This window comes from Mesorhizobium alhagi CCNWXJ12-2, from assembly GCF_000236565.1.
Lineage (GTDB): Bacteria > Pseudomonadota > Alphaproteobacteria > Rhizobiales > Rhizobiaceae > Allomesorhizobium > Allomesorhizobium alhagi.
On the sequence record NZ_AHAM01000254.1, the window covers coordinates 1 to 24616 of the forward strand.

Sequence of the window (24616 nt, forward strand, 5' to 3'; positions counted from 1 at the left end):
TAGCATCTGTCGGAAGAAGTAGGAGTTGGAGCCCCACCGGGTCAGGCACAGCCGCAACGGAAGAGCTTCAGCCTCTCCTGTAGCTCACACGCAGATTTGTAAGTTTTAGCCATGCTTGGAGTAGATACATGCGAGGCGCCTTGCTGTTGTTCGTGCTTCTCTGGTTTTCGCCATTTGTCTTTGCTGCCGGTTTCGACTGTCGAGAAGCTGGCACCCAAGAGGAGCGGCTTATTTGCTCGGATCCAATGTTGTCAGCGATCGATGGCGAAATGGGGTCCGCGTTCAAAGGGGTGGTGGCGAGCGGCAATCAAGATTGGATCCTCCAGGATCAAAGGAGATGGCTCGCCGTTCGAGGGCGGTGCCTGACTGTGTTTACCGCAACGCAGGCTTCAGCCTGCCTAAAAATAATGACCGAGGAGCGCAGGCGAACGCTAATTCGCCTCGCGCATGGCGATAGAGCCTTGGCAAGTGCCGACGAGCCTTCGACGGATTCCCTCATCGGCGAACGCATCCGAGGACGATGCCATATGGATTATTGCTATTGGTTCAGTATTCATCGTCGCTCGCTCGTCGGCCGATCACCGCTTGGAGAAGCACTTTATAAGCTGGATAACAATCACTGGCAGTCGCATCATCCTGGCGCTTCTTACGACATCGCTGCACTATTGGAAGAAGAGCCAAGCGGCAGTTGGTATGCGTTCTGCTCCCATAGAAATCCGAGGTTTCTTTTCCAATACGGGGACGGAGCATGGGCGGAGCATGAACTCTCTCCGAATGACGCGTCGGGTATTCATGGGTATAACATAACGTCTTACATATTCTATTATGCAGCTTGCCACGACATCGGCGTGGACGACCCGTATGTCGCCACTTTGTTGGCAAAGGAATTGGGTTACGATCTCTCCGGCAAAGCCGTGAAGGAGGTTGATATAGGCAGTCCGGAGGATCTGATAAGGTAAGATATCTACCAGCCGCCAGATATACGGAAATGGCCCCGAAGGCGTCGGAATTCGCTTCCGGCCAACCACTCGTCCGAATTGAAGAATACCCTTCTAAAATGCCCCGAATTTGTACAATCTTTGAGTAAGTCAACGCCACTGGCCCGTTTGCAGAAGGAATACCTCAAGCCGAGCGGTGCGGAGTACAATCGTAGAAGGATTTCAGATGTTTCAGATCGGTTTCATCACCATTACATTGAGCCGGCTCGTCTCAGCCTTTTTCGTCGTCGCGATCATGGTGGCACCCGCAGCCGCGGAGGTGACCGACTATATCGGCGTGCCAGGCCCGATCGAATTCGCCGGTAAGTCCTACGAGCTCGCCTGGAGCTCGCAGCCTGCTGATCACTACGTCAAGCAGGAGTATGTTCCCTCCGGTCAAAACGTGGAAACCTATGCGCAAATGCTGCTTGTCGAACTCGTGATCGGCAAGATCAAGGTCATGGACGCCGTGCGCAGCCAAGTCGACATGCTCAACAAGCGCAAAGGCAGCGATCCGCTCGTCAACATGTCAGTCATCGAAAATAAGGCGACCGGGGAAGCCCTGCTAGATTTCATCGTCAGTTCCAAGAATGCGAAGGGCGAGTATATCGTGGAATGGAACGCCTATCGCTACGCACCGTACAGCGATGCGTCCAACAAGGCCGGCGTTCTCCTTTATGCCACTAGCCACCGGGCTTACGGCACGGAAAATGCGAAGAGCTTTCTAGACGGTTTGAGGACATTGCGGCCGGATCAGATCAACATTCTCGCCGAGGCGCGCCTGCCCCTCTCGGTCAACTAGCCGAAGACCGCGATCGAACTGAAACAGGCCGACAAGGAGCCAACAATCGCTGAAAGAAAGTTGAGTTGATAATCCCAAAAGGCGTGCCGCTTGGCAGCTACATGATGGGCCTCTTTGAGGAGGGCTGCGCCAAGCACCCCCGCCGACTGCCGTGAGGATCCGGTCCGCGAACATCCATCTTGCTCTAAAACGAGAGCGCACCCTGCCTGTGAGCCACTACCCTCGACAGGAAAGGCGCGTCGCGGCTACCTGCGCTCGTACGGCCAACCGGGTGACACTCAGTGCGTGACCATCCGGCATCGCCGTCGAGGTGCGGTTGCGCACGTCGGCGAGAAAGTTGCGGAAGTAGGTGAGCGGCTCGCCACTGGCGTCGATGTGGCGAGTGCCGGTGCGGTTGGAGATGAAAAGGTGGTCGGCGCCCTCGCGCCCGGCGACGTCGATATATTTGCGCAGTTCGATGTAGCCCTCGGTGCCGAGCAGAAACAGCCGGCCGTCGCCCCAGGCGCCGAGTCCGTCGGGCGTAAACCAGTCAACGCGGATGAAGCCGGACGCGCCGCCGCCGCGCAGCAGGATCTCACCGAAATCCTCGAAATCCGGCACGTCTGGCAATGCGTGGTTGGCGGTGGCGCTGGCGACGATCTCGGCATCGCGCGCGCCGGTGAAGAACAGGAACTGGTCGATCTGGTGCGAGGCGATGTCGGTGAGGATGCCGCCGAAGGCGTCGCGCTCGAAGAACCAGGCCGGGCGGATGGCGCGGTTCAGCCGGTGCGGGCCGAGGCCGACCGTCTGCACGACCTTGCCGATTTCGCCCGCTGCGACCATGCGCACCGCCGCCTCGCAGGCGCGCACCACGAAACGCTCGGAGAAGCAGATCGAGAAGATACGCCCGGTCTCCCGCGCGACCGCCTCGATCTGCGCCACCTGCTCGAGCATCGTCGCGCCCGGCTTGTCGACCATGACGTCCTTGTCGGCGCGCATGGCGCGGATGGCGATCGCCGGGCGATCGCGCGGAATGGCGGCGCTTACGACGATGTCGATCAACGGATCATCGAAGAGGCGTTCCCGTTCGACCGGCTGCAGCGCCGGAAAGCGCTCGCGGAAGCCGTCGAGTACGCGCGGATCGCTCGTCTCGGGACAGTAGCCGGCGCATTCTGCCCCGGCCTCGATCAGTTCGCCGACCTGGTGGTAGATGTGGCGATGGTCAAGCCCGATTGCCGCAAAACGCAGCGGGCGGCTCATGCCTGCGCCCCGGCAACGCGGACAGAACCGCCAGACTTGCCGGCCTCGATCAACGCGTCGATCAGCCGGTGCACCTTGAGCGCCTCCTCGCCTGTGACCTTCGGCTCGCGCCCTGTGCGGATCGCTTCGACGAAGTCCGCCATCACCGCGCGGTGATAGTCGTGCGGGAACGCCATCGGGTCTGCTCCGGCGCCGCCGGCCGAGCGGTCCGGCTCGATCGCGATCTTTCGGCCATCCTGAAACTGCACCAGCAGTTCGGTGCCACGCAGCAGGGCCGTGCCCTTGTCGCACGTCAGCGCGATCTCCTCGAGAAAGCCGGGATAGGCGGCCGTCGTGGCGTCGATGGTGCCGAAGGCGCCGTTGGCGAAGCGCGCCGCGGCGCAGACCATGTCCTCGGTCTCCATGCTGTGGACAGGCGTCGTCGTCGCGAATCCCGTCACCTCGGCGATCGGTCCCGCCAGGCTCAGCATCAGGTCGAGCGTGTGGATGCCCTGCGAGATCAGCACGCCGCCGCCGTCCCGCGCGAACGAGCCGCGTCCCGGCTCGTCATAGTAGCTCTGCGGTCGCCAAAGGCGGATAACCGTCGAGCAACCGACGATCGCGCCGAGTTCGCCGGAAGCGAGAATCTCGGCCGCCTTCAGGCCCGCCGGCCGGAAGCGGTGCTGCAGCACGACGCCTAGCTTGACGCCGGCCTTGCGGCAGGCGGCGACGAGGTCCTCGGCGCGGGCCGTCGTGATGTCGAGCGGCTTTTCCATCAGCACGTGCTTGCCCGCCTCGGCGCAGCGGATCGCGATGTCGCGATGCGTGTTGGCGGGCGTGAAGACGGCGACCGCCTCGACGCTGTCGTCATTCAGGATCGTGTCGAGACTGTCGCAGAGCGGGAAGGGGAATTTTTCGCCGAAAGCGCGCCTCCGCTCCTCGCTCGGAGCGAAGGCGTGGACGACTTCGATTTCATCCGACAAATCCACCAGGCCGCGCGCATGCGGCGTCACCGCCATGCCAAGGCCCACGATCGCGATACGTGTCTTCTTCATGGGAGATGATCCTTATTCCGATACGATATGGGCAGGCATGCCCCTTACGGACCGAGCCATGCCACCGGCAGTAGCGATAGCGCGGGTATGAAGCTGACCAGAAGGAGCACGCCGATTAACGCCAGCACGAACGGGATGATGGCCCGGAACGTTTCGGTCTGGTTGGCGCCGCCGACACGGGCGGTGGTGAAGACCAGCACGCCGAGCGGCGGGGTGAGCGCTCCGATGACGAGGTTCATGACGATGATGATGCCGAAATGCACCGGGTCTACCCCCGCTGCCATGACAAGCGGCACCAGAATCGGAACGAGGATGACGAGTGAGGCGATCATCTCCATGAACAGGCCGACGACCAGCAGGAACAGGTTGATTGCCAGCATCAACAGCCAAGGCTGCTCCACCAGGGTGCTCAGCTCCTGGGCGATCTTCTGCGGCACCTGCTCGAACGCCAGCACCCAGGCGAAGGGGGCGGCCGTGGCGATGATGACGACGATCACGACGGTGTCGAACACCGATTCCCGGATCGCGGCGAGCAGGTTCGACGGTGTCAGCTTGCGATAGAGCAACGCCCCGCAGAGCAGCGCGTAGACGAAGGCGATGGCGCCGGCTTCCGTCGCCGTGAACACGCCGAAGCGAACGCCGCCGACGATGACGACCGGGAGGATAAGCGCCGGGATAGCAAATCCAAGCGAGGACATCCGGTCGCGCAGCGACGCTTTCGGCATGTCGCCGCCATAGCCGCGGCTGCGCGACATCACGTAAACTACGATCATCAGCGTCGCCGCGACCATCAGGCCCGGCACGATGGTCGCCACGAACAGCGCGCCGACGGAGACCGAGGCAAGCGCGGCGTAGATGATGAGGCCGAGGCCGGGTGGAATAAGATTGGCGATCGTCGCCGAAGCGGCCGTCAGGGCCGCTCCGAACGGCCTGCCGTAGCCTCGCTTCGCCATCTCGGGAACCAGGAGCTTGGCGATGGTCGAGGCATCGGCCGTCGACGAGCCGGAGATGCCCGCCAGCATCGTATTGGTGACCACGTTGGCCTGGCCGAGCCCGCCGCGCATGTGGCCGACGAGTTGCATCGCCAGATCGACCAGGCGCGGCGTGATGCCGCCGGCGTTCATCACTGCGGCCGCAAGGATGAAGAACGGGATCGCCAGCAGCGTGAACGAATTGAGCGACGCGGCCATGTTCTGCGAGATCGTGACCAGCAGGATATCGCGGAACGGCGCAAAGGCCGCGAAGGCGCCGATCGCCAAGGCGAATGCGACCGGCACGCCTACGACTATGGCGGCGATGCCGACGATCACCAGCACGATTGCGCTGCCGGCCTGGCCGTAGAGGCTCGCAGCGCCGAAGCGGATCGCAAGGTAGAGGAGAACGCCTCCGGCGAGGACGGTCAGGCCCCGGACGATCGTTCTGCCTGGCCGCGGCCAGGCGAGAAAGAAAAGATTGAGCGCACCGCCGACTGGCACGGCGAGGAAGAAATACCGCATCGGCCACTGCAAGGCCGGCGAGGCGGAGATGGTCCGGCTGGCATAGTCCCAGCCGTGCACGATGAGCATGATGCTTGCCGCCGCCATCACCACGCGATTGAAGAGGCCCAGCAGGTCCTGCCCCCGCGGCGGCAGCGCCCGTATGAGAACGTCGATGGAGATGTGGGCGTCGCGCCCGGTCGCGACGGCCATGCCGAGGAACACGGCCCAGCAGAACATCCACGTGGCGATTTCCTCCGGCCACGGCAGGCCGGCGCTGAATCCGTAGCGCAGCACCACCTGAAGGCAGGAGACGGAGACCGCCACGAGCATCAGCAGGACGCAGATCGTCTCCAGTATGCGGTCCACGACCAGTGGAAAGCCGGTCTGAACGGTGTCGGACACCGCCCCCGGAAGCGCGGCGTCCGTCTCGGCCTGAACTTCCATGATCGCTTCGATCTCAGCCCAGTGCGCGGATCTGCTTGATCATCTCGGCCGTTTCCGGGCTCTTCGAGCCGAACTCGTCAAACAGCGGAGCGGTCAGTTCCTCCATTTTGGCCAGTTCCTCCTTCGACAGCTCGTGCACCTCGACGCCGAGGGTCTTCAACTCCTCCAGCGTCTCCGACGCCTTGGAGCGATTGATCTGGCGCTGCTCGGCGAAGACTTCCTTGGCGGAATCGCGCACGAGAGCCTGCAGGTCTTCAGGCAGGCTGTCCAGCCAGGCGGCGTTGACGCGGACCGCCTTCGGCAGGAACCAGTGGCCGGTCAGGGTCAGGTGCTTCGCCTGCTCGTAGAATTTGAAGCCGACAATCGAAAAGACGTCGGAATCGATGGCGTCGATGATGCCAGTCGACAGCGCCGAATACTGCTCGGAATAAGGCAGCGGCGTCGGCGCAGCGCCGAGCAGCGTCCAGAAGTCGACCCAGATGCGTAGCTGCGGCACGCGGATTTTCAGGCCCTTGAGCCCGTCGAGCGAGGTGACTGCGTTCTTAGACAGGATGTGGCGGAAGCCGGTTTCGCCATAGGCGACGAACTCGACCCCGGTCTTTTCGCGGGCGATATCGGAGCATTTCTGGCCGAGCGGTCCCTGCAGCACGGCGTCGACATGTGCTTCGTTCTTGTAGATGAAGCCAGGTGCGCCGCCAAAAGCCGCGATCTCCGGCGCGATCGCCTCTTCCGAGTCGGGGCCGGCGGTTGTCGCCTGGATGGTGCCCATGCGGCTGCCCTCCAGAGCCTCCGCCAGGCCGCCGAGCTGCGCAGCGGGGAAATGCTGCGCGTCGATGCGGCCGCCGCTCTTCTCGTTCAGCACCGCTGCCCATTTGTCGAAGGCATTGGTGATCGGCGTACCGATGCCCTCGGTGTGGGCGATCTTGAAGACGAACTTGTCCTGCGCGAACGCGCGGCCGGCGATTGCCGGCATGGCGAGCGCCACTGCGCTAGCCTGTACGAATATTCGGCGGTTCAATGCGAATGTTCCGGATTTCATGTCGTTTCCTCCCGTTGAAGCTCTTATTCCGCGAGCGTGGCTATGCTTGCGGTATGGCACCATACCGGTATGATACAAGCTGCCGTAGCGATGACAACAGGTGAATGTTGGACGTTTCTATTCGCCTGAGAGAGCCGATCGCGCCGCAACTCGTCGCGGCGCTGCGCCAGGGCATAGCCGAGATGCGGCTGCGGCCCGGCGAGGCGCTGTCTGAAAAGGATATCGCTGCCCGCTTCGGCGTTTCCCGCCAGCCGGTGCGCGAGGCCTTCATCAAGCTGTCGGAGGCGGGTCTGGTCGAGATCAGGCCGAGTCGCGGCACCTTCGTCATGAAGATTTCCGTGCGCGAGGTCGCCAATGCGCGCTTCGTGCGTGAGGCGATCGAGTGCGACATCACCCGCAACGCCGCTCGCCTGGCGACGCCTGCGGCCGTGGCTGGGCTGCGCGCGCTGCTGGCGGCGCAGCGCGAGGCGGCGGCAAGCAACGAATACTGGCGCTTCAACGATCACGACGAGGCGTTCCATCGTGCCATCGCAGACATCGTCCAGTGCGACTATGCCTGGAGGGTGGTCGAGAGCGCGCGCATCCAGACCGATCGGGTGCGCTATCTGAGCCTCCCCGATGCCTCGCCAATGCCGCTGCTGATCGGCCAGCATGAAGCGATTGTCGACCGTCTCGAAGCAGGCGATGCCGACGGCGCCGAAGCGGCCATGCGCCGCCATCTGCGCGAGATCCTGATCGCGCTGCCGCAGATAGCCAGGGCCAATCCCGATCTCTTCTCCGACATCGATCTGCCCGATCATACCGCCTGCCTGGTTCCGGTCGAGTGAACGGCCCGATATGCTACGCAGGCAGGGCAAAGAGATTGCCCTGTCGCGGGAAACGGACGCCGTCGCCGGCATTGGAGAGGAGCATGGCTCGTGGCTGACTCCGTCTTTGAATCCGATGCAATCGGGTTGCCGAGCGCCGATGCGCTTGCCGCATGGACGGTGTCGATGAACGCAACGATCATCCCCGTTAAGGCGCCCTGGCAGCTCGATCCGTAAGCGCCGAAGCGCCTACGGATCGGAATTTCAAGCGGCACGCACCAGACTTCGGCCCATAGCAACAAATAGTGTTGACTAATCAATCAGTCTTCACTAATGGTTTGGCCATGAACGAAGCCGCTCCCATCAACGCCGTCATGCGCGCACTTGCCGACCCAACCCGGCGAGCCGTGTTCGAGAGGGTGGTGAGTTCCGACGAGATCACAGTCGTCGAGTTGACGCGGGGGAGCGGTGTGACGCAGGGCGCCATTTCTCAACACCTAAAGGCCTTGAAGCAGGCGGGTCTGGTCGCCGAGCGCCCGGAAGGCCGGAAAGTCTATTACCGCGCCGAGCCGGATGGCCTTGAGCCGCTGGTGGACTGGATGAGCCATTACGGCGTCTTCTGGCGCGAGCGCTTTGCAAATCTCAGAACATTGCTGAAGGAGATCGACCCATGAATGACGCCGCTTTGAAATCCCGCACGCAGGACATCGTAGTCGACGAGGTTTTTCCGCATGCACCCGAGACGATCTGGACAGTGCTGACCACCGGCGAGTTGATCGGCCGCTGGCTGATGACGCCGACCGGCTTCGAGCCGAGGGAAGGCAAGCGCTTCACTTTCCAGACCAAGCCGGCGGGTGAATGGGACGGCGCCATCCATTGCCAGGTGCTGGAGGTGAGGCCCAACGAGCGCCTGGCCTTTGCCTGGAAAGGCGGGCACGAGGCAAACACCGGATACGGCTCACGGCTGGACACGGTCGTTACATGGATCCTTTCCAAGGTTGAAGGCGGCACGCGCCTACGCCTTGTCCATTCCGGCTTCGTCCTGCCGAAGAACGATTCCGCGTTCAAAACGATGAGCGAAGGCTGGAAGAAGGTTGTCCAGAACATCGGCGCCATCGTCGGCGAGAAGAACTGACAGGCGGAATCGCCGTCAATCACCCCTACAGGAGAAAATACATGAGCGAGGCATATACCGGCGGATGCGCCTGCGGCGCGATCCGCTATGAAATCTCTGGCGAGCCGGTGGCGACGGTCGACTGCCAGTGTCGCCAATGTCAGCGTCAAACCGGCGCTGGCCACGGAGCATATCTGACCTTTTCTGGCGCTGTACAGAAGATCGAGGGCGAGGCGAAGGCCTGGGAAGTGGTTGGTGATGGCGGAACCGTCAAAAGTTGCGCCTTCTGCGCGACGTGCGGGTCACCGGTGTATATTACATTTCCGGCCAATCCCGACATTATCGCTGTGCGTGCTGGCAGTCTCGATGATCCGAGCCGGTACGAGCCGCAATTCGTTACCTGGCACGCTGCCGCCCACGCCTGGGATCATCTCGATCCAACCCTGCCGAAATTCGACAAGATGCCGCCGACGTGAATGCGGCCTGATCTGGTTTGGCGTGTGTGACCGACCGGGCAAGACTTTGCCTTGGTCCATCGCAAGGGTGTTGTCGGAAGGCAGGCGAACGCTTTACAAAGCCGTCGGCGACTTCGGCTCGAAAGTGTTGGAGCGCATTCGCAGAGCATTGCCGGCAGCACAGGAATCACCATGACCGATTTTCGAAGCCCACCCCCCGGAGGGGCCTATCTCGGACGCGCAATGGCCGGCGGCTGGCCGCATCCGGCGGTGGTTACGGTGCGGGACGGAGAGGTGCTGGATATCACCTCGGCCATTGCGCCGACGGCCCGCGATATTTGCGAAATGGACGATCCGGCAGGGTTCGTAAAGGCTGCTCCCGGCAGAAGCGTTGGCAATCTCGACGTTATCCTTCGCAACAGCTTTCAGGAAAACCGCGATCCGGCGCTGCCTTGGCTGCTGTCGCCGGTCGACCTGCAGGCGATCAAGGCGTCGGGCGTCACCTTCGTCGTCAGCCTGCTGGAACGGGTGATCGAGGAACAGGCGCGCGGCAATCCGGAAAAGGCCGACGCAATCCGCGGCGACATTGCCAGCCTGATCGGCGACGATCTTTCCCAGCTGAAGCCGGGATCGCCGGAAGCGCTTGAGTGCAAGAAAAGGTTGGTCGAGCGTGGCGTCTGGTCGCAATATCTGGAGGTCGGCATCGGCCCCGACGCCGAGATATTCACCAAATGCCAGCCCATGGCGTCGGTCGGATTTGGGGCTGATATCGGACTGCATCCAATATCGACCTGGAACAATCCGGAGCCGGAGATCGCCGTCATTGCTTCCAGCACGGGCAGGATCGTCGGCGCGACGCTCGGCAACGACGTCAATCTGCGCGATGTCGAGGGCCGCTCGGCGCTGCTGCTCGGCAAGGCCAAGGACAACAACGCCTCCGCCGCGCTAGGGCCGTTTATCCGCCTCTTCGACGGCACATTCTCGATGGAGGATGTGAAGCAGGCTCGCGTCGAACTCAGCGTCGAGGGCGAGGACGGGTTTTCGCTCGAAGGGGCAAGTTCGATGGCAGAGATCAGCCGTTCTCCGGAGGAACTGGTTGCCGCCGCGATGGGCCCGCACCATCAATATCCGGACGGGATCGCGCTTTATCTAGGCACGATGTTCGTGCCTTCGAAGGATCGCGGTGAAGCAGGCAAGGGCTTTACGCACAACATTGGTGACATCGTCACCATCAGCTCCGAAACGCTGGGAACGCTGATCAACCGCGTGAAGCTTTCGCCGGATTGCCCGCCTTGGGTCTACGGCACGAGCCATCTCATGCGGGATCTCGCCAAGGCAAAGCTTATTTGAGCGCGCTGCAGGGGCAGGCAGATAGCCAGACCGGCCCGGCGGGTGTCCTGCCGCGCGAATTGCGGATGGCTTGAAAATGTCAGGAGAGGCATTTCGGAAGCTGACCAGCCATTGCAAAGCTGATATATGCGTCGGCTCGCCGCAGCCCCAGCGTGTGTGAACAGCCTTTTTCAATTGCCGGATCGATCGCCATGAACGATTTTTCTCCTGCAAGGATTCCGATCGCCTTCACCGAGATCACGCCCGCCATTTCCGCCCGCGGCCTGGTGAAGACCTTCGGCCAGGTGCGCGCGGTTGACGGCATCGATCTCGATGTGCCGCGCGGAATGATTTTCGCCATCCTGGGTCCGAACGGCGCCGGCAAGACCACTCTGATGCGCATGCTCGCCACGCTGTCCCGCCCGGACGCCGGCTCGGCCACGGTCATGGGCCACGATATCGTGCAGGCTCCGCACGAGGTCCGCGCCGCGATAGCCATGACAGGGCAGTTCGCCTCGCTCGATGAGGATCTTACCGGCCGCGAAAATCTTGTCCTCCTCGCTCGCCTGTGGGGCTTTCGCGGCCGCGCCGCAAAAAGCCGGGCCAATGATCTGCTCTCCGCCTTCGGCCTGTCCGAAGCGGCGACGAAGCAGGTGAAGGACTATTCGGGCGGCATGCGGCGCAGGCTCGACATCGCTGCGTCGCTGATCGTCACTCCGGGCGTCCTGTTCCTGGACGAACCCACCACCGGCCTAGATCCGAATGCTCGCAAGGATGTTTGGGGCATGATCCGCGGGCTCGCGGGCTCCGGCGTGACAATCCTGCTCACGACCCAATATCTCGAGGAGGCCGATCAGCTTGCGGCGCGCATAGCCGTCATCGACCACGGCCGGAAGATCGCCGAAGGCACCAGCCGCGAGTTGAAGGCTGCCACCGGCTCCGGCTTCCTCCATGTCGCTATTTCCGATCCGGCGCGGCTCGACGAGGCGGCGGGCATGCTGGAGCGGCGGCTGCAAAATCCTGTCCAGCGCAGCACCGAGGGCGCGCAACTCTCGGTCATGGCCGGCACCGCGAAAGCGGCCAATGAAGCGCTCGCCGAACTGGTTGCCAGCGGCATCGAACTGTCCGATTTCTCCATGGGCCAGCCGAGCCTCGACGAAGTCTTCTTCGCCCTGACCGGCCAGCCAAGTTCGGCCAACAGCCACGAGGACGCCAAGATATGAGCGACGTCACCTCTCTTGGGCGGTTGCCCAGGGTCGCCCGGCCGGCCCCACCATCGGCCGTGTCCAACGCGCTCGTGTTCGGCTGGCGCGCTGTGCTGAAATTCAAGCATGTACCCGAGCAGCTCTTCGATCTGGTGATGACACCGATCATGTTCACGCTGCTCTTCACTTTCGTCTTCGGCGGCGCGCTTGCGGGTTCGCCCGCAGAGTACCTGCAGTTCTTCCTGCCCGGCATTCTGGTCCAGACCGTTGTGTTCAACGCCGTCTATTCGGGCATGGGTTTGTCGACCGACTTGGGCAAGGGCCTGTTCGACCGCTTTCGCTCGCTGCCGATCTGGCCGCTCTCGCCGTTCGCCGGCCTGATGGTGGGTGACATCCTGCGCCATCTGATCGCCGCGTCGATCATCCTCACCATCGGTCTCATGCTCGGCTACAGGCCCGAGGCGGGCTTTTTCGGTGTTCTCGCGGCATTCGCCATGCTGGTCGCCATTGGCTTCGGCATGGGCTGGGTGTTCATCGTACTCGGCCTTTTGATCCGCACGCCGACCACGGTGATGACGCTGGGCTTCACATTCCTGTTCCCGCTCGTCTTCGCCTCGAACATCATGGTCGATCCAGCGACGATGCCCGACTGGCTGCGCGCCTTTGTCGACGTCAATCCGGTGTCGCTGATGACCACCGCGCTGCGCGGGCTGATGGGCGGTGGGGCGACATTGGGCCAGATCGCGCTGGCGCTGATCGCGCCGGTGGCGCTGACCGCGATTCTCGCGCCAACGACACTGTGGCTATACCTTAGAAGGTAGAAGCCGGGCGGCTGCCCTGACAGGCAAGTCGAGCCCTGCCGGCGGATCCGTTGAAGCCGACTACCCCACAAGTCACAGAGCTGCCGCCTCGTCGCCCTACTCGGAACCAATTTCCGTGCGGTTGATTGGGCACAGGACGGGACTGCCACAACGGAGAAATCTTGACGATGAAACGCCAACCAAGGATTCTGGCGGGAACGGCGCTTGGGCTGTTGATGGCCTGCGGATCGGCCGCCGCCATGCCTTTGCATGCCGGCAGCCCGCAAATCCGGTCGATTGCCGGTCATAACACCGCTCCGTTGATTCTCGCGCAAGGCGAAGGAAGCCGGGGCGCTGAAGTTCTCAAGAAAAGACGGGCCGAGCGCGCCGAGAAGAAAGCCCGAGAGGCCTCTGAAGAAGCCGGGCGCGAGGCTGAGAAGAAGAGCGAGCAGGCCGAGAGGCGCCGCGAGAAAGCAGAATCCGACGCGGCGAGGAAGCGTGAGGCTGAGGCCGGCGCTGCCAAGAAACGACAGGCTGAAGCCGCTGCCGAGAAAAGGCGTCGGGCGTCCGAGGAAGCGGCTCGCCAGGCCGGGAAAAAGCAGGAGCAGGCCGAGAGGCGCCGCGAGAAAGCCGAGTCGGACGCCGCGAGGAAGCGCGAGGCCGAGGCCGGCGCGGCCAGGAAGCGCCAGGCCGAAGCTGCCGCCGAGAGGAAGCGTCGGGCAGAGAGGGATGCGGCCGAGAATGCAGTTCGCCAGGCTGAGAAGAGAAGCGAGCAGGCCGAGAAGCGTCGGGAAAAAGCCGAAGCCGATGCGGCCAGGAAAGCGCAAGCTGCCCGAGACGCAGCCGAGCAGGCCGCTCGCCGCAGGCAGGCCGAATCCGAGGAGGCTTCGGAGCGCGAGCGCCGCGTGCGCCGCGACCGCGAAATTGTCGTCGAGGAGCCTCGGGGCGAAGACGAGCCACGGCGAGTCAGGCGCGCCCGCGAGGCGGAGGAGAGGCGTGTTCGCGAGCGCCAGGCGCGGGAGCGGGATGACGATCGCGACGAGGTCACGGAGTCCGACGGCGAAATTCAGGAGCGCCGCGCCCAAAGGCGCCTTTTCGACAGCGCCAAGGAGCGGCGGAACGCGCGCCGCGACCGCGAAGTCGACGAGGTCGAGATCCGGCCATTGCCCAGAAACGACCGCGATGCCCAGCGCGAAACGATCGCCCGTCAGGTGAGGCCCTTCATCGATGAGGACGGCGTGCGCATCGAACGCCGCGAGCGCCGCCGCGAACGGCGGCCCGAAGGCGCCGAGATCCTGCGCGAGATGGGCGACCGCCTGATCCTGCAGTTCGGCGACCAGGTTCTGGTCGAAAGCGACGACCGCCGGCGGCTGTCCCGCGGCGCGCGCGAGGTCTATACCGAGGAGTTGCGCAACGGCCGCACCCGCGAGACGATCATCCGCCCCAACGGCACGCGCATCGTCACTATTCGCAACGTCTATGGCGACGTCATCCGCCGCTCCCGCTTCACGCCGGACGGCTACGAGCAGGTGCTGTCCTATGTCGACGAGTCCGACTATGACCGACTGCGCGACTGGCGCGATCCGGGGCTCGATCTGCCTCCGATCAGGATCGACATTCCCGAGGACGAGTACATTCTCGACGCTTCCGGCGGCTACGGCGCCGACGACTATTACGCGTTCCTCGACCAGCCGCCGGTCGAGCAGGTCCAGCGGCTCTATTCGGTGGACGAGGTCAAGCGCTCGGCACGTGTGCGCGATATCACCCGCCGGGTCGATCTCGACACGATCACCTTCGAGTTCGGCTCGGCTTCCATTGCGGAGTCCGAGATCGTGCGGCTGGAGGGCCTCGCCAATGCGATGGACCGCATGCTCAAGGAAAATCCGGCCGAGACGTTCCTGATCGAGGGCCACACCGACGCGGTCGGCTCGAATCTCGCCAATCTTGCGCTGTCGGACCGCCGCGCCGAGGCGGTCGCGCTGGCGCTGACGGATGTTTTCGGCCTGCCGCCGGAAAATCTCACCACGCAAGGCTATGGCGAGGAGTATCTGAAGATCGATACGGATGAGCCCGAGCGGGAGAACCGCCGCGTCGCCGTCCGCCGGATCACGCCGCTGGTCGCTCCGGTGGCGAGCGCGGATTGACGCGGCCGCGGCGACCGCGCCTTCGTTACTCCTTGAGGCGAGGGGCGGCTGCGCAGCGCGCATCGGGCATCCGTCTGGTTTTGGCACAAGTTTCTCCGTTGCCACGCTGCGTTTCCGCCCTGGCTGTTGTCCTTCGACCCTTCGACAAGCTCAGGGTGAGGTCGAAGGGGTGGTCGGGAAGCGGGGCGCTTGGCCGAGCCTTCCGAAACTAAAATACGTGGCGCGACTTTCGCGCCCCGCCGGCGATTTCTGTCCCCGTCCGTTCCGCTGCGCCCTTAAAACCTTTCGGCTTTCGGGGCCTGTGTGCTCCTCCAGCACGCCGGGACCGTAGTGTCCCGAGGGGAACCCTTGGACGGAGCCTCCCCGGCCCCATGGCTTCGTCGGCCATGGAACGGAAGCGCCGGTCCTTCCCCGCTGTCGAACGACTCCGGAGCGTTCCCGGCAGGAAGGACGCCGAGGATTATGCGGGGGCGACAGGGGGTGTGAACAAATTGTCCGCATTTTTCGCCACAGCCATTGAAATCACAGAGTTATTTCTGCTTCAGCCGGGTGGTCTATCCACGAAGAGGGCAGCCATCCGACGAACCTGCGTGAATATCGCAGCTTGAGCATGTTCCTGCTTTGTTCTAAAAATATGCAGACGCGGAACGAAATCGGGAGCATCCCTGTGCGGAAAGCCGCATTCAGTCGCGCCGCAAATGCCTGGCAACCGGCCTTGCCGGGCCTGGAGATCAGGCGGCTCGACAATATCTTCTTCGCGGTCTGTCCCGAAGAGGCGGCCGCCACTCAGATCCACGACATAGCCAAATCGATAGGCGTGGAATTTGGGTTGCGCGGCCGTCTGCTCGACAGATTGTGTCTGCACCTCACGCTGCACGGCCTCGGCGAATTCGAAGGCCTGCCGCGATCCAGGATCGCGCAGGCAAACGATGCCGCACGCTCCATATCGATGCCGGCCTTCGATGTCGGTTTCGACCGCGCCATGAGCTTCGGCACCAACGGTCAAAACCGCCCTCTGGTCCTGAGGGGAAGCGTCGGCCACGCCGAGCTTCGCCGGCTGCATCGGCTGCTCGGCGAGGCGATGCGGAGGGTGGGACTTGGTAAGAGGTTGCGAAAGTCGTTCACGCCGCATGTGACGATGCTCTACGATTCCCGCAGCGTCGCCGAAAGGACTGTGCCGCCTGTGCGCTGGACGGTGCGCGAATTCGTCCTCATCCACAGCCCGCAAGGCCACTCACGCCACCATCATCTCGGCCGGTGGGAGTTGCGTGGGTGAGTTATAGCCCGGCCCGAAACGCCGGCGGGGCGCGCTCGGCCAAGAAGTCGAGCAGTGCGCGGACCCGCGCGGGAAGTGGGCCGCCCTGGCCGAGATAGACGGCGTGGACTTCTTCGAGATCGCCGGGATTGCAGTCTTCGAGCACCGGTTGGAGCCGGCCGGCGCGGATGTCCTCGCGCACCGCGAAGGCGGCGAGCCGCGCGAGGCCGACGCCCGCAACGGCCATGACGCGCAGCGCTTCGCCGTCGCTCGTCTGGATGTTTCCGACCGCCGGAAGCGGGATCACTTGCCCGCCGCTTGCCAGCGGCCAGCCCTCGATGGCGCGCGAATAGCAGAAACCGAGCCGGTTGTGTTTTTCCAACTCGGCGACTGTTTTAGGCTCTCCGGCGCGCGCGAGATATGAAGGCGCTCCGACGATCATCATTCGCGTCGCGCCGAGCTTGCGCGCGATCAGGCTGGAACTCTTGAGCGGACCGGCGCGAACCGCCACGTCCATGCGCTCTTCCATCAAATCGATCACCGCGTCGGTCTGCACGATGTCGAGCGAGACATCGGGATAGCGGGCGAGGAATTCGGGCAGAAGCGGCGCCAGGATGTGGGTGCTGAAGGAGGCGTTGGTGTTAAGGCGGATGCGGCCGACCGGCCGGTCGCCCGAAGCAGCGGCGCGCTCCGCCTCGTCGATGTCGGCCAGAATGCGTGTGGCGCGGTCGAAAAAGGCCGAGCCTTCCGGCGTCAGTTGCAGCTTCCTTGTCGAGCGGTTGACCAGCCGCGCGCCGAGACGCCCTTCCAGGCGCGCGATCAGCTTGCTCACGGCCGATGGCGTCATCCGGAAGGCGCGCGCGGCCGCCGAGAATCCACCCAATTCGACGACCCGCACGAACACATCCATCTCGCCTGAGCGGTTGATCTCCAGTCGAGCCATGATGACTTCAACTCACAAGTGCTGTTCTTGCCGATGGTCTAGCTCATCATCCGCGGCGCGTCCATCTAGAGGCGACCAGCAAATCGGAGACACATCATGGATTATAGACGTCTTGGCGCATCCGGCCTGAAGGTTCCGGCTCTCAGCTTCGGCGCGGGCACGTTCGGCGGTTCCGGTCCGCTGTTCGGCGCCTGGGGAAATACCGACGTGACCGAGGCACGACGGCTGATCGACATCTGCCTCGAGGCCGGCGTCACCCTGTTCGACACCGCCGATGTCTATTCCAACGGCGCGTCGGAAGAGGTGCTGGGCCAGGCCATCAAGGGCCGGCGGGCGGATGTGCTGATCTCGACAAAGACCTCGCTGCCGATGGGCGATGGGCCGAACGATTCCGGCTCCTCGCGCTCGCGGCTGATCCGGAGCGTGGAGGACGCCCTGCGCCGGCTCGGCACCGACTACATCGACCTGTTGCAGTTGCACGCATTCGACGCCGGCACGCCGATCGAGGAGGTGCTCTCGACGCTCGACGGCCTCGTCCGTGCCGGCAAGCTGCGCTATGTCGGCGTCTCCAACTTTTCCGGCTGGCAGGTGATGAAGTCGCTCGCCCTTGCCGACAGGCACGGCTGGCCCCGCTACGTCGCGCACCAGGTCTATTATTCGCTGGTCGGCCGCGACTATGAGTGGGAACTGATGCCGCTGGGGCTCGACCAAGGCGTCGGCGCGCTGGTCTGGAGCCCGCTGGGCTGGGGCCGCCTGACCGGCAAGATCCGGCGGGGCCAGCCCCTGCCGGAAGGCAGCCGGCTGCACCAGACCGCCGAGTTCGGACCTCCGGTCGACGAGGAGCGCCTGTTCGACATCGTCGACGCGCTCGACGAGGTGGCGCTGGAAACCGGGAGGACGATCCCGCAGATCGCCATCAACTGGCTGCTGCAGCGTCCGACCGTTTCGTCCGTCATCATCGGCTCGCGCAACGAGGAGCAGCTTCGCCAGAATCTCGGCGCGGTCGGCTGGTCGCTGACGGCCGAGCAGGTCGCCAGGCTGGACAAAGCCAGCAGCGTCACCGCGCCTTATCCCTATTTCCCCTACCGGCGGCAGGAGGGTTTTGCCCGGCTCAATCCGCCCGCCGTCTAGCGGCGGCGCGGCCGCAACTGCGTCCAGAGATCGTAAGCGGCGAGCGCGAGACCGAGCAGGACCGCGCCGCCCAGGTCGACGCGCGGCACGAACACCAGAACGACGCCGAAGAAACCCAGCAGCGCCAGGTAGGCGAGCAGTGCGAAGAGCCGTTTTCTGTTCATGCCGTCTCCGGAATCGTTTGCCCGCCTGTCAGCCGTAAATGAGGTTCGGCAGCCAGTAGACGATCTGCGGGAAGAGATACATCAGGATCATGCACACGATCACGATCGTCATATAGGGCATCATGCCGCGGAAAATGTCAGAGATCCGCACATGCGGGGGCGCGATGCCCTTGAGGTAATAGGCCGACATGGCCATGGGCGGCGACAGGAACGCCGTCTGCAGGTTGACCGCCACCAATATGCCGAAGAACAGCGGGTCGATGCCGAAATGCGGCAGCAGCGGCAGGAAGATCGGAATGAAGATGACGATGATCTCCGTCCATTCCAGAGGCCAGCCCAGGAGGAAGATGATCAGCTGCGCGACGATCAGGAACATCAGCGGCGACATGTCGAGGCCGGTGACGAACTCGCTGATGAACTGCTGGCCGCCGAGATAGGCGAAGATCGACGCGAAGGTCGCCGAGCCGACGAACAGCCAGCACACCATCGCCGTGGTGCGGGCGGTGAGATAGACGCTCTCCTTGAGCCGCTGCCAGGTCAGCGCCCTGTAGGCCGCCGCAAGCAGCAGGCCGCCCAGCGCGCCGATAGCGGCTGCCTCCGAAGGGGTCGCGAAGCCGAACAGGATCGCACCGAGAACGGCCAGGATGAGGAAGGCCAGCGGCACGAAGGAGGTGAACATCATCCAGGTGATTTCGAGGAACGAATGGTCGCCGACCTGCTCCTTGGTCGGCTTCGGCGCGAGATGCGGCTGCAGCACCGCCTTGCCGATGACATAGGTGAGATAGAGCCCCGCCAGGAACAGGCCGGGCAGAAGTGCGGCCGCATACATCCGCACGACCGAGACGCCGGACGTGGCGGCATAGACGATCAGCAGGATCGAGGGCGGGATGAGAATGCCGAGCGTGCCGCCGGCGCAGATGACGCCGGAGGCGTATTTGACATCGTATTTGGCTTTCAGCATCGCCGGGAACGCCAGCAGTCCCATCAGCGTGACGACGGCTCCGACGATGCCGGTGGCGGTCGCGAACAGCGTGCAGGTGATGAGCGCGGCCACGGCCATCGAGCCGGGCAGGCGGCGCGTGGCGATGAAGAGCGTGTTGAAGAGACGGTCGACGATGTTGGCGCGTTCGACGATGTAGCCCATGAACAGGAAAAGCGGGATCGCAGTCAGGACGTCATTGGCCATGACCGAATAGGTCTGGTTCACGAACAGGTCGAAGATGCGGTTGTTGAAGAAGCCGCCGACCCAGGATTCGGTCAGCGTCCAGCTGTCCGCGCCGGATTCGACCGCGCGTTCATAGCTGCGCCACATCCGCCCGGCATCGAAATAGGCGTAGTAGCCGAACGCCACCCCGAGCGCCATGAGCGTGAAGGCGACCGGAAAGCCGAGAAAGATCGCCAGAAGAAGGATGAGGAGCATGCCGACGGCAATTTGAGGATCGCTCACTGGTCGCCGTCCCTCTTATTGTCCGTCGGCTCATAGCCTGACGGAATGTCGACTGCCTCCCCGCCATGCTTGAGCACGTCGAGCGTCTTGGCCTGCATCAGCACCTTCTCCGTCTCCTCGACATCGTCGGCGGCGCGAACCCACTCGCCGGTGCGCAGGCAGATGATGCAGCGGAATACCTGCGCGATGCCCTGCAGAAAGAGCAGGATGCCGGCGGCGACGATGACTGACTTGAACTGAAAGATCGGGATTCCGGCGGGGCTGTTGGAGCTCACCTCCAGATAGCCCCAGGAGCGCGCCGAATATTTCCAGCCGGCGAAGACCAGCGCCAGCACGCCTGGAAAGAAGAAGAGGAAGTAGAGCACGAGCTCGACCGCCGCCTGGGTGCGCGGCTGCCACAGGCGGTAGATGAAGTCGCCGCGCACATGGCCGTCACGCGAGAGCGTGTAGGCGCCCGCTATCATGAACAGCGTGCCGTAGAGCATATAGCTCAGGTCGAACGCCCAGGGCGTCGGCGCGTTGAAGGCGTAGCGCACGACCACCTCGTAGCCGATGCCGAATGCCATCACGATGATGCACCAGGCGAAGACCTTGCCGAACCATGCCGACAGATCGTCGGCAAATCGAATGTAGCCGTGCATCGGCTCTCACTCCCGCATATATGCCAACGCGACGGAACGGGGCGGCCAAGCCGCCCCGTCAGGAAATCGCAAGCCCACGGACCTAAATCTTATCCGGGAAATAGTGCTGATAAGCGAGTTTGTAGTCCGGCGCGTTGAGCAGGCTGTAGTAGACGACGCGCTCGCACCAGGCCTTCTGGCTGTCCACCACCTTCTTGAAATAGGGGTCTTCCATCAGGGGCGGAAGGATCTTGTCCCAGGCCTCGAGTTGCGCCTGCAGGACCGAGTCGGGCGTGCGCTTGACGTTGACGCCGGATTCGGTCTGGAGCTTCTGCAGGTCGGCCGAATATTGCTGCATCGCCAGCGCGTAATTGGCCAGGTGCGCCGATTCGACGCCATATTTCAGGATCGCCTGAAGATCCGGATCGAGGCTCTCGAACGTATCCCTGTTGAAGATATATTCGAAGGATTCGCTCGCCTGGTGATAGGAGGCCAGCATGTAGTTCTTGGCAACGTCCTGCGCGCCGAAGCGCATGTCGGAAGTCGGGTTGTTGAACTCGAAGCCGTCGATGACGCCGCGTTCCATGGCAGGCACGATTTCACCGCCGGGAAGTTGCGCCACCGACGCACCCATCGACTGGAACAGATCGGCCGCGAGACCGACGGTGCGGTATTTCAGGCCCTGGAGTTGGGCTGCGTCCGTGATCTCGCTCTTGAACCAGCCGAGCGGCTGGGCCGGCATGCCGAAGGACAGGAAGCCGACGATGTTGAGGCCGAGAATGTCTTGCGTCAATTCGCGATAAAACTCGTTGCCGCCGCCATGATAGAGCCAGGCGATCATCTGGTTGGCGTCGCCGCCGAAGACCGGGCCGGTGCCGAACAGCGAAGCGGCCTTGTTTTTGCCGTACCAGTAGACCGGCACTGTGTGCGCCGCGTCGATGGTGCCGTCATGGCAGGCGTCCTGAACCTGGAATGCGCCGACCACCGCGCCCGCGGGCAAAAGGTCGATTTTGAGGCGGTTGTTCGACATTTCCTGTACGCGCTGGACATATTGCGCGGCCATCTCCTGGAAAATGTCCGAGGCCGGCCAGGACGATTGCATCTTCAGCGTCACCGGCGCCTGCGCGAGAACGGCGGGTGCCGCAAGCGTGCCGGCGGCAGTGGCGCCGACCGCAGTCGTTCCAAGGAAGCGTCTGCGCGAAATACCTTTGTCAGCCATGATTTCCTCCCAAGCTGGTCATGTTGTGATCTTCAGCGGAGGACAGAATAGGGAAACATCGACGCGATGCAAGACCGGACGGGTTGCTTGCCTAAATCCAGAGTTGCAACGGGAACTCACGGCATTTCAGCTTTTAGCATAGTGCATTGCACAATCCGTTAGCATGCGCAAAATGGCGGCATGGCCCCCAGTTCACTCGCCATCCTCGTGATCGACGAAAACCGCATCCGCGCTTCCATCATCGAAGCAGGATTGCGGGAGGCGGGGCATGAGCGGGTGACGGTCATCCACGATGTCGCCGGCATCGCCCGCCGGATCGCCGACATCGCTCCGGACGTCATCGTCATAGACCTCGAAAACCCCAACCGCGACATGCTGGAAAACATGTTCCAGCTATCGCGCGCGGTGAAGCGGCCGATCGCCATGTTCGTCGACCGTTCCGACCAGGCCTCGATAGAGGCAGCGGTCGACGCGGGCGTCTCGGCCTATGTGGTGGATGGGCTGCGGCAGGAGCGGGTGAAACCGATCCTCGACATGGCGATCAGCCGCTTCAACGCGTTTTCCCGGATGGCGCGCGAACTCGAGGAGGCGCGCAGCGAACTGGAAAACCGCAAGGTCATCGACCGCGCCAAGGGCATTCTGATGAAATCGCGCGGGCTCTCCGAGGAGGCGGCCTACACGCTGCTGCGCAAGACCGCCATGAACCAGAACCGCAAGATAAGCGACATTGCCCAAAGCCTGGTGACGGCCGCCGGATTGCTGGGCTCGCCGGAGGAGCAATGACCGGGAACGCCGAACACCAGATCACCGCCGGCTTCATGCCGCTGCTCGACAGCGCTTTGCTGGTCGCAGCGAAGGAAATCGGCTTCGCCGCAGGGGAAGGCGTAGCGCTGACGCTGGTGCGGGAGACCTCCTGGGCGAACATCCGCGACCGGCTCGCCGTCGGCCATTTCGGCGTGGCCCAAATGCTGGCGCCGATGCCGATCGCCTGCAATCTCGGCCTGACACCGCTCGCCTCTCGCACCATCGCGCCGATGGCGCTCGGCCTCGGCGGCAATGCAATCACCGTTTCGAATGCGGTCTGGGCAGCGATGGAAGCGCATGGCGCGCGGCCGGATCTCGACCCGAAAGGCGCGGGTGCTGCTCTGGAGGCGGTGGTCGCCGAGCGCGCCGGACGCGGCGGCGAACCGTTGCGTTTTGCCGTCGTGCATCCCCACTCCGGGCATAATTACGAGCTGCGCTACTGGCTCGCCGCCTGCGGCGTAGCCGAGGGCGGCATCGAGATCGTCATCGTGCCGCCGCCGCTGATGGCCGACGCGCTGCGCGCCGGAAACATAGACGGCTATTGCGTGGGCGAGCCGTGGAATACGGCCGCCGCACTTTCCGGCAGCGGCAGGATCGCCACCGTGAAGGCCGCGATCTGGCGGTCAAGCCCGGAAAAGGTGCTGGGCGCGGGGGCCAAATGGGCAGAGGCCAATCCCGAAGCGCTGGCCGCGCTGCTGCGGGCGCTCTACCGCGCCGCCATCTGGTGCGCAGACAAGGCCAACCATGCCGAACTCGCCTCCCTACTCTCCAGTCCGGCTTACCTGGGCAAACCGGAAGAGTGGATGCTTCCCGCTTTGTCCGGACGGATCCGGACCGGCGGCGATGGGGAACGGCTCGTTGAAGATTTCTTCATACCGCTGGCCAAGGCGGCCACCTTTCCATGGAAGAGCCACGCGCTCTGGTTCTACACCCAGATGGTGCGCTGGGGGCAGATCCGGCACAGCCCGGCGCATGAAGCCATCGCACGCGACTCCTATCGCCCGGACATCTACCGCTCGGCGCTGAAGCCGCTTGGTGTGCCGCTTCCCGGGGCAAACTCCAAGGTCGAAGGCGCGCTGACGGCCACCACGCCGGTCGGCTCGGCAGGCGCGAGCCTGACGCTGGGACCGGACGGCTTCTTCGACGGCGGCATCTTCGATCCGGATGAGATCGACGCCTATGTGGCGGCTCAGCGTCAAGGCTGACCGAACCTCACGACCCGAACAGCCGGCGATCCCAAAAGACCGGTTGGTGCAGCCCGGGCTCTACAAGTGAAAATTCAGGATGCGATGGGTTGATCAGGATATTGCTTTCGGGTCGGGCGACGACGCTCGGCACAAAGAGGATCAGGCTCCTCTTCTCCAGACACCAGCGTTCGCCGAAATCCTTGCTGACGGTGGGTGGCATCCGGTCCCAACCGGGAAGGGCGTGCGGAGAGAAGACCTCATAGCTCGACCCGCGTGGGATGGTGATCTTGATGAAGTGCTGGTTCGGCGGGAGCCGGCCGCTGCCATGCACCAGTTTTTCGAGCAGGGCTGTCGAATAATGTTCGCTGGTGTAGACGACCGGCGTCCCTGTCGTGTTCCAGCGCCCGGGCGCAATAGTCGAGCCCGTTGCATCGAAAATGGGATACGTCCCGTCTGGATCCCCGATGCGAAAGCACGAGAGCGTGCGATCGAGGATTTGGGACGTCACGCAGCGCTGCCGTATTTCAGGCCATGGAGGATGTCGACGACCATTTCTGCGCCGAACTCGCTCTGGATAATCACGTCAATCGGACGTCTGTCCTCGATCATCGGGTGCGGCCTGAACAGGAATTCACGAGCGTCGTCCGCGTCTTTCCACACCGCCAGTGCAAGGCTCCAAACCCTTGCCAGACGCGCCAGACGTGTTCCCTCGTCTGACGACAGGCGGCGCGAGCCCTTCCGCCGCTCGAAAGTGGCCTTCGGGACCAGGCGGTACTTGAACTGGGCATTCCCGGGAGCCAGCAGATGCGCGACACGCTCGAGCGCTTCGACGGGGAGGCCATGCTCGATCTGGGAGATCAGGCCGAAAGGCGACCGAGCCGCCGTATCCTTTGGCGGCAGGCCGAGCACATCGGCGACATTGGCAAAAGCCGTCATCATCTTCTCCAGCCTCGTTTGAGGCATAACATAGTCTCATGTGG

The 24616-nt window shown here is 63.4% G+C and carries 26 protein-coding genes; 15 read left to right on the forward strand and 11 right to left on the reverse strand.

The window, feature by feature from the left end; translation table 11 throughout:
* The first annotated feature begins 146 nt into the window (after window positions 1-146).
* Window positions 147-959 carry a lysozyme inhibitor LprI family protein gene (locus MAXJ12_RS26615; protein WP_139044055.1) on the forward strand — a complete coding sequence of 271 codons (813 nt, stop codon included), beginning with the start codon at window positions 147-149 and terminating at the stop codon, window positions 957-959.
* A gap of 205 nt (window positions 960-1164) precedes the next feature.
* A complete protein-coding gene (locus MAXJ12_RS26620; RefSeq protein ID WP_008839203.1) occupies window positions 1165-1779 on the forward strand; it encodes a hypothetical protein in 615 nt (204 codons plus the stop codon).
* A 216-nt stretch (window positions 1780-1995) separates the two neighbouring features.
* Here the strand turns inward: MAXJ12_RS26620 and MAXJ12_RS26625 are convergent, their stop codons facing one another.
* From MAXJ12_RS26625 to MAXJ12_RS26640, 4 genes are read right to left on the reverse strand one after another with little or no spacing between them, the layout of a single operon-like run.
* The gene (locus MAXJ12_RS26625) at window positions 1996-3018 is read right to left on the reverse strand and encodes a Gfo/Idh/MocA family protein (RefSeq protein ID WP_008839204.1); all 1023 of its coding nucleotides are present in this window, start codon (window positions 3016-3018) and stop codon (window positions 1996-1998) included.
* A complete protein-coding gene (locus tag MAXJ12_RS26630; RefSeq protein WP_008839205.1) occupies window positions 3015-4052 on the reverse strand; it encodes a Gfo/Idh/MocA family protein in 1038 nt (345 codons plus the stop codon). The genes MAXJ12_RS26625 and MAXJ12_RS26630 overlap by 4 nt, the downstream gene beginning before the upstream one ends.
* Before the next feature lie 44 nt (window positions 4053-4096).
* Window positions 4097-5974, reverse strand: a complete 1878-nt coding sequence (locus MAXJ12_RS26635) for a TRAP transporter large permease (protein ID WP_008839206.1) — start codon at window positions 5972-5974, stop codon at window positions 4097-4099.
* 13 nt (window positions 5975-5987) lie between these two features.
* Complete coding sequence (locus tag MAXJ12_RS26640; RefSeq protein WP_008839207.1) at window positions 5988-7013, reverse strand: TRAP transporter substrate-binding protein; 1026 nt, start codon at window positions 7011-7013, stop codon at window positions 5988-5990.
* A gap of 104 nt (window positions 7014-7117) precedes the next feature.
* Between MAXJ12_RS26640 and MAXJ12_RS26645 the strand changes: the two genes are divergently transcribed.
* The 10 genes from MAXJ12_RS26645 (at window position 7118) to MAXJ12_RS26685 (ending at window position 16142) form a co-directional block, all read left to right on the forward strand.
* A complete protein-coding gene (locus MAXJ12_RS26645; RefSeq protein WP_008839208.1) occupies window positions 7118-7840 on the forward strand; it encodes a GntR family transcriptional regulator in 723 nt (240 codons plus the stop codon).
* A gap of 90 nt (window positions 7841-7930) precedes the next feature.
* Window positions 7931-8056: a hypothetical protein gene (locus MAXJ12_RS39740; RefSeq protein ID WP_008839209.1), complete on the forward strand. Its 126-nt coding sequence runs from the start codon at window positions 7931-7933 to the stop codon at window positions 8054-8056.
* Window positions 8057-8163: 107 nt separating this feature from the next.
* Complete coding sequence (locus MAXJ12_RS26650; RefSeq protein ID WP_008839210.1) at window positions 8164-8493, forward strand: ArsR/SmtB family transcription factor; 330 nt, start codon at window positions 8164-8166, stop codon at window positions 8491-8493.
* Complete coding sequence (locus tag MAXJ12_RS26655) at window positions 8490-8954, forward strand: SRPBCC family protein (protein WP_008839211.1); 465 nt, start codon at window positions 8490-8492, stop codon at window positions 8952-8954. The genes MAXJ12_RS26650 and MAXJ12_RS26655 overlap by 4 nt, the downstream gene beginning before the upstream one ends.
* Before the next feature lie 41 nt (window positions 8955-8995).
* Window positions 8996-9409 carry a GFA family protein gene (locus MAXJ12_RS26660; RefSeq protein WP_008839212.1) on the forward strand — a complete coding sequence of 138 codons (414 nt, stop codon included), beginning with the start codon at window positions 8996-8998 and terminating at the stop codon, window positions 9407-9409.
* A 171-nt stretch (window positions 9410-9580) separates the two neighbouring features.
* Window positions 9581-10738 (forward strand): fumarylacetoacetate hydrolase family protein, encoded by a 1158-nt coding sequence (locus MAXJ12_RS26665; RefSeq protein ID WP_040588255.1) that lies wholly within the window; start codon window positions 9581-9583, stop codon window positions 10736-10738.
* Window positions 10739-10929: 191 nt separating this feature from the next.
* Complete coding sequence (locus MAXJ12_RS26670) at window positions 10930-11940, forward strand: daunorubicin resistance protein DrrA family ABC transporter ATP-binding protein (protein ID WP_008839215.1); 1011 nt, start codon at window positions 10930-10932, stop codon at window positions 11938-11940.
* Window positions 11937-12743, forward strand: coding sequence for an ABC transporter permease (locus tag MAXJ12_RS26675; protein ID WP_008839216.1), 807 nt, complete (start codon window positions 11937-11939; stop codon window positions 12741-12743). The genes MAXJ12_RS26670 and MAXJ12_RS26675 overlap by 4 nt, the downstream gene beginning before the upstream one ends.
* A gap of 167 nt (window positions 12744-12910) precedes the next feature.
* Entirely contained in the window at window positions 12911-14866 is a 1956-nt protein-coding gene (locus MAXJ12_RS26680; protein WP_008839217.1) for an OmpA family protein, read from the forward strand.
* Between the two features lie 667 nt (window positions 14867-15533).
* Entirely contained in the window at window positions 15534-16142 is a 609-nt protein-coding gene (locus MAXJ12_RS26685) for a 2'-5' RNA ligase family protein (protein ID WP_157999669.1), read from the forward strand.
* A 1-nt stretch (window position 16143) separates the two neighbouring features.
* On the opposite strand, the gene MAXJ12_RS26690 is transcribed toward MAXJ12_RS26685, so the two are convergent.
* Window positions 16144-17064, reverse strand: coding sequence for a LysR family transcriptional regulator (locus tag MAXJ12_RS26690; protein ID WP_040588258.1), 921 nt, complete (start codon window positions 17062-17064; stop codon window positions 16144-16146).
* A gap of 96 nt (window positions 17065-17160) precedes the next feature.
* Here MAXJ12_RS26690 and MAXJ12_RS26695 point away from each other — a divergent pair, with 96 nt between their 5' ends.
* Complete coding sequence (locus tag MAXJ12_RS26695) at window positions 17161-18195, forward strand: aldo/keto reductase (protein WP_008839220.1); 1035 nt, start codon at window positions 17161-17163, stop codon at window positions 18193-18195.
* On the opposite strand, the gene MAXJ12_RS38320 is transcribed toward MAXJ12_RS26695, so the two are convergent.
* From MAXJ12_RS38320 to MAXJ12_RS26715, 4 genes are all read right to left on the reverse strand, one after another.
* Window positions 18192-18359, reverse strand: coding sequence for a hypothetical protein (locus MAXJ12_RS38320; RefSeq protein WP_008839221.1), 168 nt, complete (start codon window positions 18357-18359; stop codon window positions 18192-18194). The genes MAXJ12_RS26695 and MAXJ12_RS38320 overlap by 4 nt on opposite strands.
* A 28-nt stretch (window positions 18360-18387) precedes the next feature.
* Window positions 18388-19806 (reverse strand): TRAP transporter large permease, encoded by a 1419-nt coding sequence (locus tag MAXJ12_RS26705; RefSeq protein WP_008839222.1) that lies wholly within the window; start codon window positions 19804-19806, stop codon window positions 18388-18390.
* Entirely contained in the window at window positions 19803-20447 is a 645-nt protein-coding gene (locus tag MAXJ12_RS26710; RefSeq protein WP_008839223.1) for a TRAP transporter small permease subunit, read from the reverse strand. The genes MAXJ12_RS26705 and MAXJ12_RS26710 overlap by 4 nt, the downstream gene beginning before the upstream one ends.
* Before the next feature lie 82 nt (window positions 20448-20529).
* Window positions 20530-21645, reverse strand: coding sequence for a TRAP transporter substrate-binding protein (locus tag MAXJ12_RS26715; RefSeq protein WP_008839224.1), 1116 nt, complete (start codon window positions 21643-21645; stop codon window positions 20530-20532).
* Between the two features lie 180 nt (window positions 21646-21825).
* Here MAXJ12_RS26715 and MAXJ12_RS26720 point away from each other — a divergent pair, with 180 nt between their 5' ends.
* On the forward strand, window positions 21826-22428 hold the full coding sequence (locus MAXJ12_RS26720; protein WP_008839225.1) for an ANTAR domain-containing response regulator: 603 nt from the start codon (window positions 21826-21828) through the stop codon (window positions 22426-22428).
* Window positions 22425-23654, forward strand: coding sequence for a CmpA/NrtA family ABC transporter substrate-binding protein (locus tag MAXJ12_RS26725; protein WP_008839226.1), 1230 nt, complete (start codon window positions 22425-22427; stop codon window positions 23652-23654). Before MAXJ12_RS26720 ends, MAXJ12_RS26725 begins: the two co-directional genes overlap by 4 nt.
* Before the next feature lie 7 nt (window positions 23655-23661).
* Here MAXJ12_RS26725 and MAXJ12_RS26730 read toward each other — a convergent pair whose 3' ends face one another.
* Together MAXJ12_RS26730 and MAXJ12_RS26735 are read right to left on the reverse strand one after the other, a co-directional pair.
* Window positions 23662-24144, reverse strand: coding sequence for an RES family NAD+ phosphorylase (locus MAXJ12_RS26730; protein WP_008839227.1), 483 nt, complete (start codon window positions 24142-24144; stop codon window positions 23662-23664).
* Complete coding sequence (locus MAXJ12_RS26735) at window positions 24141-24572, reverse strand: antitoxin Xre-like helix-turn-helix domain-containing protein (RefSeq protein WP_008839228.1); 432 nt, start codon at window positions 24570-24572, stop codon at window positions 24141-24143. The genes MAXJ12_RS26730 and MAXJ12_RS26735 overlap by 4 nt, the downstream gene beginning before the upstream one ends.
* Between the last annotated feature and the right edge of the window lie 44 nt (window positions 24573-24616).